The sequence below is a fragment of the Streptacidiphilus anmyonensis genome (genome assembly GCF_000787855.1).
Lineage (GTDB): Bacteria > Actinomycetota > Actinomycetes > Streptomycetales > Streptomycetaceae > Streptacidiphilus > Streptacidiphilus anmyonensis.
Genome location: NZ_BBPQ01000016.1, coordinates 13546 through 27279, shown reverse-complemented (window position 1 = coordinate 27279; position 13734 = coordinate 13546). Strand labels below are relative to the sequence as shown.

Here is a 13734-nt window from a genome sequence, read left to right as displayed (position 1 = left end):
GCACCGGGGCGGGCGCGGGCGCGCAGCGCGGCGAGGTCCTGGCGGTCCCGGCTCGTTCCGGCTACGCCGTCGCCATGGGCACCGGGCGCACCGTCACCCTCCCGGCCGAGCAGGCGAACGGACTGCTCACCACCCTCCTCGGCGCCCGGAGGGGCCCGGACGGCGGCGCGGTGGACGCCGGCCTGGCCGGGCCGGTGCGGATCACGCCGCTGGTGGCCCGCGGCACCGTGCTCGGCATGGTCGTCTACCTGCGGCGGCGCGGCCGGGACGCCTTCGAGGACGAGGACGTGACGCTCGGCGACGAACTGGCGTCGCGCGCCGCGGTGGCCATCGACAACGCCCGGCTCTACCTGCGCGAGCATCAGACCCTGCTCGCCCGTCAGGTCGCCCTGCAGGAGGCGAACGCCAACCGCAACCGGCTGGCGCTCGTCAACGAGGCGTCCGCGCGCATCGGCACCACGCTCGACCTGCAGCGGACCGCGCAGGAGCTGGCCGAGGTCGCGTCCCTCGGGCTCGCCGACAGCGTCGTCGTGGAGATCCTGGAGGACATCGCCCAGGACGACCACGGCGCCATCGAGCCCCGCGGCCCCGCCGACCGCTCCGCGCTGCTGCGCCGCCTCGGCTTCCACCGGGCGTCGGGCGTAACCGCCGAGCCGATCGCGCCGATCGGCAGCGTGCACCGGTTCCACCCGGCCACGCCCTACGCCTGGTGCCTGGCCCACCGCCGACCGGTGCTGGTGCGGGAGCTGGACCAGCAGGCGCTGCGCTGGTTCGACGCCGACCCGGTCCGGGCCAGGGCGGTCCGGGCACAGGGCCTGCGCTCCTTCATGATCGTGCCGCTGATCGCGCGCGGCGCGGCCCTCGGCGTCGCCTCGTTCTACCGGACCGTCACCGAGCGTCCCTACGACCAGGAGGACCTCGCCCTCGCCGGGGAGCTCGCGGCCCGCGCCGCCGTCGCGATCGACAACGCCCGGCTGTTCACCCGCGAACGCGACGCCTCGAACGCCCGCGAGCAGGCGCTCGTCGAGGCCCAGGCCGCGCAGGAGCGGCTCGCCCTGCTCAACGACGCCAGCAGCCAGATCGGCACCACGCTCGACCTGCAGCGCACCGCCGAGGAGCTCGTCGAGCTGGTGGTGCCGCGCTTCGCCGACTTCGTCACGGTGGACCTGCTCGACGCCGTCTTCCAGGACGGCTACGCCGAGGACGGCCAGCCGCTGATGCCCGAGGACGGCCGGGTGCTGCTGCGCGCGGTGGCCGTCGGCGAGGTCCGGGGCCAGACCCTGGGCTCGGCCGCCGACCAGGTCGGCCAGGTCTCCCGCTCCGCCGCGGTCTACGCCGAGAGCCTGCGCACCGGACGGTCGATCCTCATAGAGGAGGTCGACGAGGAGTCCATGTACCGGATCACCGCCCACGTCGACCGTGTCGAGCCGGCCATCGAGGCCGGGCTCCACTCGTATCTGATGGTCCCGCTGCTGGCGCGCGGTCAGGTGCTGGGCGGCGCCGAGTTCATCCGGATGCGCAACAACACGGCGCCCTTCGACGAGGCCGACGTCGCGCTCGCCGAGGAGCTCACCTCCCGCGCGGCCGTCGCCATCGACAACGCCCGCCTGTACCGGCGTGAGCGCAACACCGCGCTGATGCTCCAGCACAGCCTGCTGCCGCAGGAGATCCGCACCACCCCCGGCCTCGACATCGCCTACCGCTACCTGCCCGCCAGCGTCATCAGCGAGGTCGGCGGCGACTGGTTCGACGTCATCCCGCTGTCCTGCGGACGTGTCGCGCTGGTCGTCGGCGACGTCATGGGCCACGGCATGCGCGCCGCCGCGAGCATGGGCCAACTGCGCACCGCCGCCCGGACGTTGATCGGCATGGACCTCGCCCCCGACCGGGTGCTGCGCCGCCTGGACGAGACGGCCGCCGCGATGGGCGAGGGCCAGTTCGCCACCTGCGTCTGCGCGGTGTTCGACCCCCTCGACGGCCGCGTCGTCCTCGCCTCGGCGGGCCACCTCCCGCCCGTCCTGGTCGAGCCCGACGGCGCCGCGCAGCTGCTGATCCTGCCGACCGGCGCGCCGCTGGGCGTCGGCGGCGTCCCGTTCGAGGCGGTCACCTTCACCCTCCCCGAGGAGGCGCTGCTCTGCCTCTACACCGACGGCCTGGTCGAACGCCGGGGCAGGGACCTGGACGTGGGCCTGGAACTGCTGCGGGACACCGTCGCCGAGGACCGCGACTCGCTGGAGCAGCGCTGCGACGCGGTCCTGGAGGCGCTGGCGGCGGGCAACAGCGAGGACGACATCGCCGTCATCCTGGCCCGGGTCCTGCCGCGCCGCTCCGACTGGATCGCGGTCCTGGAGCTCTCCGACGACCCCGAGGTGGTGGGCCAGGCCCGCCGCTTCGTGCGCAAGACGCTGGCGTCCTGGCAGCTGACCAGCCTGACGGACGTGGCACAGCTGCTGGTCAGCGAGCTCGTCAGCAACGCGCTGCTGCACGCGGGCCACCCGACGCAGCTGCGGCTGATCCGTGACCGGGTCCTCAGCATCGCCGTCGCGGACACGGACGCCCGCGCGCCCCGCGTCCGCCACGCGGACGCGGACGACGAGGGCGGCCGGGGGATGCACCTCATCAACGAGCTCGCCTACCGCTGGGGCAGCCGCACCACGCCCGACGGCAAGCTGGTCTGGCTGGAGCTGGAGATCCCCATGGGTTCGGGGGCGGCGCTCGCCGGCCGCGCCCGCGGCACCGGAGAGGGCGCGCCGTAGCCCCGGGGGGTCACGCCGCGGCGTCGGGGCTGATGACGGCGGCGGTGCCGTACGCGCAGACCTCCGTGCCGACTCCCGCCGCGTCGGAGACGTCGAACCGCATCATCAGGATGGCGTTCGCGCCCCGCGCGCGGGCCTGTTCGACCAGACGGTCCATCGCCTGGTTGCGGCTGGCGACCAGGGTCTTGGTGAGGCCGCGCAGCTCGCCGCCCGCCAGGGACTTGAGGCTCGCGCCGATCTGGCTGCCCACGTTGCGCGAACGCACCGTCAGGCCGAAGACCTCGCCGAGGATGGTGTCGACCCGGAAGCCGGGGACGTCGCTGGTCGTGACGACCAGCACGTCCGCCGTGTGCTGTCCGCCGCTGTAGTCGCTGATGTCCGTCATGTCGTCATTGTGTGGCTCACGCGTAGCCCAGGAAGTGGCCGACACGCGTGCCCCGCGTGTCGTAGAGGTCGATGACGGAGATCCGCTGACCCGGGGCGATCGGAACCACCGTGCCCTCGGTCGCGGTGCCGGGGATGCGGACGGAGTCGCCCTGCCGCGTGGTGCCGTCGGCGAAGGTGACGACGGTTCGGGCGACGGTGTCCGCGCCGAACGACGTCAGCAGGCGCAGGCCGCCGCCCGGGGCGGTGTGCACGCCGACGTCTCCGTCCGGTTGGCTCTCTTGGACGGGGACGCAGTCGGTCCACCGCCCGGCCGGAGCGTCCACCTGCGTGCCGCCGATCACCAGGTGCTGGCAGAGATCCTCGGCGCCCACCGACACCTGCGCGGTCCAGTCGATCCCGGCCAGGGTCCCCGCGCCGATGCTCACCACGGTCGGACCCGGTGCGGAGCCCGACGGCGAGGGGGTCGGGGTGGGGCTGTGCGCGGGTGCGGGGAGGCCCGAGGCCCCCGACGTGGCCTGCGCGCGGGAGGCCGAGCCGACGTCGACACCACCCTTACTGCTGCTGCCGAGCAGCGGGACGCCCACGCAGAGCGCCGCCACGCCCGCAGCCGCGGCCGCCGTCACCAGCGCACCGGCCGCGGCGCGGCGGACCCGTCGGCGACGCCGGCCCGCCCGCAGCACGGTGGCCAGCGGAGGCGCGCTCGGCGGAAGGCGGTGCGCGCTCGTGTCCAGGGCCCTGCGCACGGCCGCCTCCAGGCGCGGTTCCACGACGTCCTCCTGACGGTCGCTCATCTCTCGGCCCCCAGACCGGTCAGTGCGAGTTCCTTGAGCTCGGGGAGATCCCGCAGCTTGGCCAGGGCCCGGGACGCCTGGCTCTTGACGGTGCCGACCGAGCAGCCGAGCAGCTCGGCGACCTCTTCGGCGGACAGGTCCTCCCAGTACCGCAGCACCACCACCGCGCGCTGTCGCTCGGGCAGTCCGGCGAGGAGCGAGACCAGCAGGTCCCGCTCCCCGAGGCCACCCTGACCGGCGTCGGCCGCCGGACGGTCCGGGACGAAGGGCATGAGCAACTGCACCACCCGGCGCCGTCGGTGACGGCTGCGGTTGTTGTTCACCAGCGCCCGCCGCACATAGGCGTCGGCCGTCTCCGTGCGAAGGCCGCCCCAGTGCGGATACACCTTGGCGAGCGTCACCTGCACGAGGTCCTCGGCCTCGTGGAAGTCACCGGTGAGCAGATAGGCGGTCCGCACCAGGGCGGTCCAGCGGGCGGCGACGAAGGAGCTGAAGTCGCCCCAGCCCTCGCCGCCGCCGCGCCGTCCCCCGGCCGCCGCCGTCGTGCCGTTCTGCACGCGTGCCGTCCCCGTCCCCGTCCGCGTCAGCGTCTGCTTCCGCGTCTGTCCGCGTCAGTGCCAGTAGGTCTCGTGGCTCAGCCGTTTGCCGGCGGCGTCGAACGTGTCCACGCTCCGGATGTACCGGCCCTTGCTGATCGGGATGGCGAAGGCGTTGAACGCGGTTCCCCGCAGATGCACGGAGTCCGCGCGGTAGTGGTGGCCGTCGGTGAAGGTCAGCACCGCGTAGGCGACCGGCGGGGCGTCCTGACCGACGAACAGCCGGTAGCCGGTCGTGCCCTTCCCGGTCAGACCCCACAGACCCTCGCCGCCGACGGGCTGCGTCGGGCCGGTCACGCCCTGGCAGTCCGACCACGGTCCGCCCTGGTGGTCGACGCGCACCCCGCCGAGGTACATCCGCTCGCACAGCAGCCCGGTGTACTTCGGCAGCTTGACGCCGGGCGGCGGCGTGGGCACCTGGTAGCCGTGGGGCAGGTGGCGGTAGTACTCCAGCTTGACCTTCCAGCCCACCCGGCCCATCCGGCCCTGGCCGACGAGCACGCTCGTCACGTCCGACCGCTCGGACGCGACGGCGTTCGCCACCCTGGTGGCCTGCGTCGTCTTCGCCGTCGTGCCGGCGCCCGTGGCGGCGGAGGCGGAGGCGACGCCCGACAGGGCGATCCCGGTGGCCGCGGCCGCCGCGACACCGGCCCCCGCGAGCACCTTCCAACGCGTCCGCTTGGTCTGTGTGTCAGACACAGGACTCCTCACATCGTTACATCGTTGCGAATCGGCATGAGGAAGAAGCCCCCCGGCTCCCTCCCGCCCTCTCTACTCCGGCACGCGGCGGGAGGGTTGCACGGATCGGCGATGTCGGGCCGTGCACGTTCACCGGGGGCGCGCTGACCCCGCGGCGGCCCGGTCGGGCGCGTAGGGCGCGAGCACGGCGTGCAGTGCGGCGCGGCGACGCTCGGGGAGGGTGGAGCGGTGGTCGAGGGACCAGAGCAGCCCGGCGCCCGTCACGGCGGCCTGGACGGTGGCGGTCAGCGCGGTGACGTCCACGTCCGCCCGTAGTTCACCGCGGTCGACCGCCTCGGCGAGCAGGACGGTCGTGGCCCGGTCCTGGGCCCGGTGTGTGGCGAGCGCGTGGGCGCGGGCCTCGGCGTCCGTGAGGTCCCCGCAGAGGAAGGCGAGGTGGTTGGCGTACTCCTCGGGGGCGAGCTCGGCCGGCCACTGATCCTTCACCAGGGCGTCGAGCGCGGCCAGCGGGGAGTCGTGCGCCGCGCGGGCGCGGGCGGCGCTCGCGTCGGTGTCGACGACCGTGCGCGCCGAGAGCGCCAGCAGCAGCCCGCGCTTCGAGCCGAAGCGCTGGACGAGCGTGGCCGGGACGAGCCCCACCTCGGCGGCGATCAGGGCCAGCGTCAGCCCGGACGGTCCGGTGCGCCCCATGACGCGGGCGGCGGCGTCCAGGATCGCCGAGTCGTCCGTGCCGCGTGGACGTCCCGCCACCGTGCCGCTCCCGTCAATAAGTGAACAGTCGTTCATTTATTGAAGCAGCACGCTGTCGCTCCCGGCAATCGTGTCGCCCGTCGCGGCCGGGCGGCTGCTGTTAGCGTGACCGGCATGCGCATCGTCATCGCCGGTGGCCATGGTCAGATCGCCCTCCTGCTCTCCCGCGAGCTCGCGCGCCGCGGCGACCTCACGGTCGGCCTCGTCCGCAAGCCCGAACAGGCGGACGACCTGCGGGCGGCGGGCGCGGAGCCCGTCGTGCTCGACCTGGAGCGGTCCTCCGTCGAGCAGGTCGCCGAGGTGCTGCGCGCGCAGTCGGCCGACGCGGCCTTGTTCGCGGCCGGCGCCGGGCCCGGCAGCAGCACGGAACGCAAGTACACCGTCGACCGCGACGGGTCGGTGAAGCTGGCCGCCGCCGCGGAGCAGGCCGGTGTCCGCCGCTTCCTCCAGATCTCCACCATGGGCGCGGGCGCCCCGCCCAGGCCCGGCACGGACGACGTCTGGGCGGCCTACATCGACGCGAAGACCCAGGCCGAGGACGACCTGCGCTCCCGCTCGCTCGACTGGACGGTGCTGCGCCCCGGCCGCCTGCTGGACACCCCGAGCACGGGCCTGGTCGCCCTCGCCCCGCCCCCGCTGGCCGCGGGCGGCGTGCCCAGGGCGGACGTGGCCCTGGTGCTGGCCGAACTGCTGAGCTCGGGCGCGGGCGGCGGCAGCGTCCTGGAGCTGACGAGCGGCGGGACCCCGGTCGCGGACGCGGTCCGGGCGCTGGGCTGAGGCGCTGGGTTGAAACTCCGGGTTGAAACTCTGGGCTGAGGCGTTGGGCTGAGGCGTTGGGCTGACGCTTCCGGGCGGGCCCGGTCAGGCGCCCGCGGGTGCTCGCGACGTCGGCTGTCAGCGGGTTCTGGTAGGACTTGAGGAGCGATGGCCCACTCCGACCTCCCCGAACCCCCCGCCGAGAGCCCGGCGAGCGAGCAGCTCGAACTGATCCGGACGGAGCTGCGGCGTGCCAAGGCGCGGCCGAAGCCCAAGCCGATGGCGGAGGGGCTGCCCGTCGCGCGGGTCGTCGTCGACAAGGGCCTGTCGCATCTCGACCAGTACTTCGACTACGCCGTCCCAGCCCGGCTCGACGAGGCCGCACAGCCGGGGGTGCGGGTGCGGGTCCGCTTCGGCGGACGCGTCGTCAAGGGCCAGGGGCGGCGCGAGGGCGGCAGGCTCGTCGACGGGTTCATCGTCGAGCGCCTCGCCGCCAGCGACTTCGCCGGGCCGCTGGCGCCGCTGGCGCAGGTGCTCTCGCCCGAGCGGGTGCTCTCGCCGGAGCTGCTGCGGCTCTGCCGCGCCGTCGCGGACCGCTACGCGGGCACGCTCGCGGACGTGCTCCAACTCGCCGTCCCGCCCAAGCACAACAAGCCCGAGTCCGAGCCGGTGGCGGAGACCCCGACCGGTGCCGCCTCCGCCATCACCGCGCCCGAGCCCGGCGGTTGGGCCCGCTATGTCGACGGCCCGTCGTTCGTGCGGGCCCTCGCCGACGGCGAGTCGCCGCGTGCCGTCTGGTCCGCGCTGCCCGGCCCCGGCTGGCCGGACGAGCTGGCCCGCGTGGTCGCGGCCACCCTCGTGTCCGGGCGCGGCGCGCTCGTGGTGCTGCCCGACGGGCGCGCCGTCGCCCGCCTGGACGCGGCCCTCGACGCGCTGCTCGGCCCCGGCCGGCACGTCGCGCTCACCGCCGAGCTGGGCGCGGAGGAGCGCTACCGGCGCTGGCTCGCCGTCAGCCGCGGCACGGTCAGGGCCGTCGTCGGCACGCGCGCGGCGATGTTCGCCCCCGTCACCGACCTGGGGCTGGTGGCGATCTGGGACGACGGGGACTCCTCCCACAGCGAACCGCACGCCCCCCAGCCGCAGGCACGCGATGTCCTGCTGCTGCGCGCCGCGGAGGCCGGCGCGGCGGCCCTGGTCGGCGGCTTCGCGGTCACCGTCGAGGCGGCGCAGCTGCTGCGCACCGGCTGGGCCCGGCCGCTGGCGGCCGTGCGGGAGGAGGTGCGCCGGGCCGCGCCGCTGGTGCGGACCGTCGGTGACCACGACCAGGCCGGCGACGGGGCCGCGCTCGCCGCGCGCCTGCCCTCGCTGGCCTGGCGGGTCGCCCGCGACGCCCTCGCCCAGGGCCCGGTCCTGGTGCAGGTGCCGCGCCGCGGCTACGTGCCCCGCCTCGCCTGCGCCCGCTGCCGCGAGCAGGCGCGCTGCGCCCACTGCGCCGGCCCGCTGGAGGCCCCCGACGCGTCCGGCCCGCTCCTCTGCACGTGGTGCGGCCGTCCCGAGGCGGACTGGCACTGCCGCGAGTGCGGCAGCTTCCGACTGCGCGCGCAGGTCTTCGGCGCGCGGCGTACCGCCGACGAGCTCGGACGGGCCTTTCCCGCGGTGCCGGTGCGCACCTCCGGACGGGACGGCGTGCTGGCCACGGTCCCGGACACCCCGGCGCTGGTGGTCGCCACGCCCGGCGCGGAGCCCGTCGCCGAGGGCGGCTACGCGGCCGCGCTGCTGCTGGACGCGTGGGTGCTGCTGGGCCGCCCCGACCTGCGCGCCGGCGAGGAGGCGCTGCGCCGCTGGCTCGGCGCGTCCGCGCTGGTCCGCGGCGCGGCGGAGGGCGGCACGGTCGCGATCGTGGCGGAGCCGAGCCTGCGCCCCGTGCAGGCGCTCGTCCGCTGGGACCCGGCCGGCCACGCGGCGACGGAGCTCGCGGAGCGGGCGGAGCTCGGCTTCCCGCCGGTCTCGCGCATGGCCGCGGTCAGCGGCGCCCCGGCCGCGGTGCGGGACCTCCTCGACCTCGCCCGGCTCCCGGAGGGCACGGACCTGCTCGGTCCCGTCTCCGTTCCCGTCGCACGGGGGGAGGACCGCGTCGACCGCATGCTGCTGCGCGTCGCCCCGGGCCGTGGCGCGGCGCTGGCCACCGCCCTCAAGGCCGCGCAGGCGGCGAGGCTCGCCAGGGGCAAGTCCGAACCGGTCCGCGTCCGCATCGACCCCCCGGACATCGGCTGACGTCGCGGACATCACGCCGCACGTCTACCGGATCGACGCCGGCCACGAGGGGGAAGACCTGGTCATCGAGCCCGTCGCCCGAGCCTCCCGTGGCTGCCCCGCGCAGCCGCAGTGACCCCTGGCAGGGCACGCACCCCTCTCCCGGCGATCGGGGAGGCGGGGCGCCTGCCCTGGGTCGTGTGGAACGGTCGTGTGGAACCTCGGTGACCGCTACCGCGGGAAGCTGCGGGAGGGGGCGGGAAGCGCCGGGCCGCGCCGTGCGGAGGGGATGGGGGCGCGGAGCGCGGAGGGTGGCGGGGCAGGCGGCCCCGCGTGCTGTTGGGGCAGCGGCACCTCCGCCGCCGACGGGAGCCCGGGTGTCTCGGCGACGATCTCGCCGTCCTCCAGCGGAACGCGCTGCGGCCCCGGCGGGAGGCCGCCCTGCGTCGCGCCGTCCGGCACGTTGCGGCGGACGCCGTACCGCCGGTGGACCGCCTGTTTGGTCACGCCGAGCGCGGAGCCCACCGCGTCCCAGGAGAAGCCGAGCGAACGGTCGAACTCCACGGCGGCCGCGACCAGCCCCTCCACGCTGTCACGCAGCTCCTGCGCGAGCCGGACGGTCGGCGCGGGCGCCCGCCCGTAGACCACGAAGCCCGCGGCGGTCGTGGGGCGGCGTGGCCGGTAGACGTTGCCCAGCTGGGCGGTCAGCGTGCGCAGCGCATCCACCTGGCGGCGCACCCGCTCGATGTCGCGGACCAGCAGGTGGAGGCTGGCTCGGGCACGGGCGTCGTGCGTGGCGTGTTCGACCATGTCGTGTGTGCCTCTCGGACGGCGGTGGGCGGACCGCGAGGGGGAGGGTTCCGGCGGTCAATCTCCTTTGACCAACGCCCGAAGTGTCGGATCGGTCACGATGGGGGCGTGCGGGAGGGCGCAGAGGAGGTCGTACGGGGCTCGTACCGCTCGCGCGCAACGTGCGAGTGAGCCCCCGCCCCGGCCCTCTAGACTTGATCCTCCGAGCATTCGAGGCATCTTGTGGCACCAGTGCACGGCCGCGCGCGGACCGCCGCCATCGGGGGAGGCACGGCGCGGCCACCTTGCACGCACCCACCCTGACGACGGGAGTCCGCGCCGTGGCGATCCAGCCGATCCGTATCTTCGGCGATCCGGTCCTGCGCATGAAGGCGCAGCCGGTCACCACCTTCGACAAGGAGCTGCGGGGCCTCGTCCGCGACCTGACGGAGACGATGAAGGACGCCCCGGGCTCGGGCCTGGCGGCTCCTCAGATCGGCGTCTCGCTGCGCGTGTTCACCTACCACGTGGACGGCGAGCTGGGCCACCTGGTCAACCCGGTGCTGGACCTCACCGACGAGCAGCAGGACGGCGAGGAGGGCTGCCTCTCCCTGCCCGGCCTGAGCTTCGACACCCGCCGGTCCTTCGGCGTCGTCGCGAAGGGCTTCAACATGCACGGCGACCCGGTCACGATCGAGGGCACCGAGCTGCTCGCCCGCTGCATCCAGCACGAGACCGACCACCTCGACGGGATCATCTTCATCGACCGGCTGGACCGCGAGCAGCGCAAGGCCGCCATGAAGGCGATCCGCGACGCGGACTGGGGCGGCGAGCCGGCCCCGCAGGTGCGGGTCTCCCCGCACAGCACCTTCGGCCGCGCCTTCTGAGCGGTACCGACGTATCCCGAAGCCTCCAGCACCGTCCCCGAAAGGCACTGGTTCTCGCATGAAGTTGGTCTTCGCCGGCACCCCGGAGGTCGCGCTCCCGTCGCTGGAGGCGCTGATCGCCTCGCGCCACGAGGTGGTCGCCGTGGTCACCCGCCCTGACGCGCCCGCCGGTCGCGGCCGCAAGCTCGTCGCCAGCCCCGTCGCGCAGCGCGCCGAGGAGGCGGGCATCGAGGTGCTGAAGCCCGCCAAGCCGCGGGACCCGGAGTTCCTCGAGCGCCTCGCGGAGATCGGGCCCGACTGCTGCCCCGTCGTCGCCTACGGCGCGCTGCTGCCGAAGGCGGCGCTGGAGGTCCCGGCCCGCGGCTGGGTCAACCTCCACTTCTCGCTGCTGCCCGCGTGGCGCGGCGCGGCTCCCGTCCAGCACGCGGTGCTGGCCGGCGACGAGGTCACCGGCGCGTCGACGTTCCTCATCGAGCAGGGCCTCGACTCCGGCCCGGTCTACGGCACGGTGACGGAGGAGGTCCGCGCGACGGACACCAGCGGCGATCTGCTCGGCCGGCTCGCGGACTCCGGCGCGCGGCTGCTGGTCGCGACCATGGACGGCATCGAGGACGGCACGCTGGAGGCCCGCCCCCAGCCGGCCGACGGGATCACCGTCGCGCCGAAGATCACCGTCGAGGACGCCCGCATCGACTGGAGCGCGCCCGCGCTGCGCGTCGACCGCGTCGTCCGCGGCTGCGCGCCCGCGCCGGGCGCGTGGACCGAGTTCCGCGGCGAGCGCCTGAAGGTGGGTTCGGTGCGGCCGATCGTGGGCCGGGCGGAGCTGGCGCCCGGCGAGGTGGTCGTGCAGAAGAACACGGTGCGTGTGGGCACCGGCTCGTACGAGCTGGAGCTGGGCGAGGTGCAGCCGCAGGGCAAGAAGCGGATGCCGGCCGGCGACTGGGCGCGCGGCGCGCGCGTCGAAGCGGGCGAGCGGCTGGGATAGTCGCGCAGCGACCATCCAGGGGCGCGAGGCTCTGCTGATGTGCGGCTCCGCTGCGTGGGCGCGACCCGGTCAGTTGTGCTCTCGCAGGTAGTTGCACCTGTCAGGGGCGCGAGGCTCTGCTGATGTGCGGCTGCGCCGCGTGGGCGCGACCCGGTCAGTTGTGCTCTCGCAGGTAGTTGCACCTGTCAGGGGCGCGAGGAACTGCGCGAGAAACCCCCCTGTGCGGATGGTCCTCTTCGGCGAGGACCGTCCGCATGTCGGTGGCTTGTCGCGCAGTTCCTCGCGCCCCTGGGGGTGCAACCGCGCGCGGCTGCACGGGCTCAGCCTGAGCAGGCGCCGTCGCGCTTCGTGCCGGAGAGGTCGCCGCAGGCGATGAAGCCGTGGCCGCGCAGGGCGGCGGACTCGGCGGGGCTGGTGAGGAACTGGAGGTAGTCCGCGACCAGTCCGGCCGGCTGGCCGGCCGTGTAGAGGTACTCCGTGGCGACGAACGGGTAGCCCGCCGAGGTGACCGACTGCGCGCTCGGCAGCTGGCCGTCGACCGCGATCACCTGGACGTCGGGGAAGTACGGCAGGGCGTCCGCCTCGGCGTAGCCGATCGCGTCGGGGTGGGACTCGACGAAGCTCAGCAGGTCCATCGTGTTGTCGCTGGTGCAGAAGCCCTGGGTGGTGCCGGGGCCGCAGGCCGCTGCCGTGCCAGGCTCGGGGTCGACGCCGCCGAAGAACGCGCCCGCGAACGCCGCCCGCGTGCCGGAGGCGTGCGTGCGGCCGACGGCGGTCACGCGCGGCGTCGCGGACGCGTGGGCGCCGGTGAAGAGGGATCTCAACTCGTCCTCGCTGACACCGTTCTGGCTGAAGAGGTCCGGCAGGGTGGCGCGGAGCGCGGTGTTGGCGACGACGGCGAAGGTGACCACCCCGACGGGTCGGCGGACCAGCGTCTCCGTCCCGGCCTGGGAGGCCGGGAGGCCGTCGGACATGGCGATGAGCGTGCTGCTGCGCGAGTGCTCCAGCGAGGCGAGGCCGCGCTCGCTGCCGTCGGCGGTGATGGTGATGGTGGCGTTCTGGCCGCACAGCTGCCGGTAGTTGTTCCTCACCTGGTTCGCGACCGGCGCGAACGCGCTGGACCCCTCCAGGGTGAGGCTGCCGCCGGAGCATGCCGCGGTCGGCGTCAGCGCGTCGTTGGCGAGCCGGACCCCGAGGGTGATGCCGGCGATCAGCACGGCGAGCGCGGTGCCGACGGCGATCAGGCGGTAGGGCGGGCGGCGCACGTCGTGGCGGGCGATCTTGCCGTCGACGATCTCGCCGCGGACGTCCACGTCCGCCTGCGAGCGCGGCTGGGCCTGGAGGAGCACGAGCAGCTTGAACTCGGAGCCCGGGTTGAAGAGGAAGGTCGGCAGGGTGAGTTCGGTCCTGACCACCTTGGCCGGGCTCTCGCCCTGCGGCAGCGCCTGCGCCCGCCGGGCCTCCTCCTCCGCCTCCTTGACGCGGGCCGCCTCCACCAGGCGGTGCAGCTCGTGGTGGTCGCGGACCTTGAAGCCCAGCACCTGGCGGCCGCCGAAGCGGAAGGAGAGGCCCGGCCGGAAGTCCTCGTCCTTGATCGCGGTCTCGCCCGCGTTGCGCACCCGGAGCAGGACCAGGCTGCCCTGCTTCACGGGCTTGTTGCGGAACTGGATGTCCCAGAAGTTGGGGCCCTGGTTCTGGTGCGGGTCGCTCTGCTGGTCCTGCCCCTGGTTGATCGGCTCGTCGTAGAGCACGCCCCAGGAGATCTCCCGGGCCGGGCGTCGGCTGCGCCAGAACAGCCCCGCGCCGGTGGTGATCGCCGCGACCAGCAGTGCCCCCAGCACTCCGCGGCTGTCGATGAACGTGTTGACGGTGTCCAAGGCCGAAGCCAACTGCATCATGCACATCCCCCGGATAAGTATCCGGCAGTCTCCTGCCGCCGGGCGGCGTCGGCATGGGCTCCAGGTGGCGGAAAGGTGAACCGTCAACGAGCGGAGCATCCGGAGCGGCACACTTCTGACATTCCGTCAGTGAGGTGTCGCGCCCCCCATGCGGCATGATGGTCACGACGCACACCATCCGTGCATA

12 protein-coding genes are annotated in these 13734 nt (G+C 74.5%); 5 read left to right on the top strand and 7 right to left on the bottom strand.

Annotated features, from left to right (window positions below; genetic code table 11):
- The coding region (locus TR50_RS43590; protein ID WP_052441051.1) for a SpoIIE family protein phosphatase at positions 1–2756 on the top strand (2756 nt) is incomplete at its 5' end.
- A 10-nt stretch (positions 2757–2766) separates the two neighbouring features.
- Here TR50_RS43590 and TR50_RS17035 read toward each other — a convergent pair.
- The 5 genes from TR50_RS17035 to TR50_RS17015 all read right to left on the bottom strand — a co-directional run bounded on the left by TR50_RS17035 (position 2767) and on the right by TR50_RS17015 (position 5979).
- The gene (locus tag TR50_RS17035) at positions 2767–3141 is read right to left on the bottom strand and encodes a YbjQ family protein (protein ID WP_042421664.1); all 375 of its coding nucleotides are present in this window, start codon (positions 3139–3141) and stop codon (positions 2767–2769) included.
- Positions 3142–3157: 16 nt separating this feature from the next.
- Entirely contained in the window at positions 3158–3934 is a 777-nt protein-coding gene (locus TR50_RS17030; RefSeq protein WP_042421662.1) for a hypothetical protein, read from the bottom strand.
- Entirely contained in the window at positions 3931–4491 is a 561-nt protein-coding gene (locus tag TR50_RS17025) for a SigE family RNA polymerase sigma factor (protein ID WP_042421661.1), read from the bottom strand. Before TR50_RS17025 ends, TR50_RS17030 begins: the two co-directional genes overlap by 4 nt.
- 54 nt (positions 4492–4545) lie before the next feature.
- A complete protein-coding gene (locus TR50_RS17020; protein WP_042421659.1) occupies positions 4546–5229 on the bottom strand; it encodes a hypothetical protein in 684 nt (227 codons plus the stop codon).
- Positions 5230–5358: 129 nt separating this feature from the next.
- On the bottom strand, positions 5359–5979 hold the full coding sequence (locus tag TR50_RS17015) for a TetR/AcrR family transcriptional regulator (protein ID WP_201776835.1): 621 nt from the start codon (positions 5977–5979) through the stop codon (positions 5359–5361).
- A gap of 114 nt (positions 5980–6093) precedes the next feature.
- Here TR50_RS17015 and TR50_RS17010 point away from each other — a divergent pair, with 114 nt between their 5' ends.
- Both TR50_RS17010 and TR50_RS17005 read left to right on the top strand, forming a co-directional pair.
- Complete coding sequence (locus tag TR50_RS17010) at positions 6094–6756, top strand: NAD(P)H-binding protein (RefSeq protein ID WP_042421825.1); 663 nt, start codon at positions 6094–6096, stop codon at positions 6754–6756.
- Between the two features lie 147 nt (positions 6757–6903).
- The gene (locus TR50_RS17005) at positions 6904–9009 is read left to right on the top strand and encodes a primosomal protein N' (protein ID WP_042421655.1); all 2106 of its coding nucleotides are present in this window, start codon (positions 6904–6906) and stop codon (positions 9007–9009) included.
- A gap of 210 nt (positions 9010–9219) precedes the next feature.
- Here TR50_RS17005 and TR50_RS48855 read toward each other — a convergent pair whose 3' ends face one another.
- Positions 9220–9798 carry a hypothetical protein gene (locus tag TR50_RS48855; protein ID WP_236654453.1) on the bottom strand — a complete coding sequence of 193 codons (579 nt, stop codon included), beginning with the start codon at positions 9796–9798 and terminating at the stop codon, positions 9220–9222.
- Positions 9799–10118: 320 nt separating this feature from the next.
- Here TR50_RS48855 and def point away from each other — a divergent pair, with 320 nt between their 5' ends.
- Positions 10119–10664, top strand: a complete 546-nt coding sequence (def, locus tag TR50_RS16995; RefSeq protein WP_042421653.1) for a peptide deformylase — start codon at positions 10119–10121, stop codon at positions 10662–10664.
- A gap of 58 nt (positions 10665–10722) precedes the next feature.
- Positions 10723–11649 (top strand): methionyl-tRNA formyltransferase, encoded by a 927-nt coding sequence (gene fmt / locus TR50_RS16990; protein ID WP_042421651.1) that lies wholly within the window; start codon positions 10723–10725, stop codon positions 11647–11649.
- Between the two features lie 320 nt (positions 11650–11969).
- Here the strand turns inward: fmt and TR50_RS49740 are convergent, their stop codons facing one another.
- Positions 11970–13526 (bottom strand): PstS family phosphate ABC transporter substrate-binding protein, encoded by a 1557-nt coding sequence (locus tag TR50_RS49740; RefSeq protein WP_160311122.1) that lies wholly within the window; start codon positions 13524–13526, stop codon positions 11970–11972.
- Positions 13527–13734: the final 208 nt, after the last annotated feature.

Coding starts and splice junctions, on each gene's coding strand:
- TR50_RS17030 (WP_042421662.1), bottom strand. CDS start 3,934: ATGAGCGACCGTCAGGAGGACGTCGTGGAACCGCGCCTGGAGGCGGCC.
- TR50_RS17010 (WP_042421825.1), top strand. CDS start 6,094: ATGCGCATCGTCATCGCCGGTGGCCATGGTCAGATCGCCCTCCTGCTC.
- TR50_RS17035 (WP_042421664.1), bottom strand. CDS start 3,141: ATGACGGACATCAGCGACTACAGCGGCGGACAGCACACGGCGGACGTG.
- TR50_RS48855 (WP_236654453.1), bottom strand. CDS start 9,798: ATGGTCGAACACGCCACGCACGACGCCCGTGCCCGAGCCAGCCTCCAC.
- TR50_RS17005 (WP_042421655.1), top strand. CDS start 6,904: ATGGCCCACTCCGACCTCCCCGAACCCCCCGCCGAGAGCCCGGCGAGC.
- fmt (WP_042421651.1), top strand. CDS start 10,723: ATGAAGTTGGTCTTCGCCGGCACCCCGGAGGTCGCGCTCCCGTCGCTG.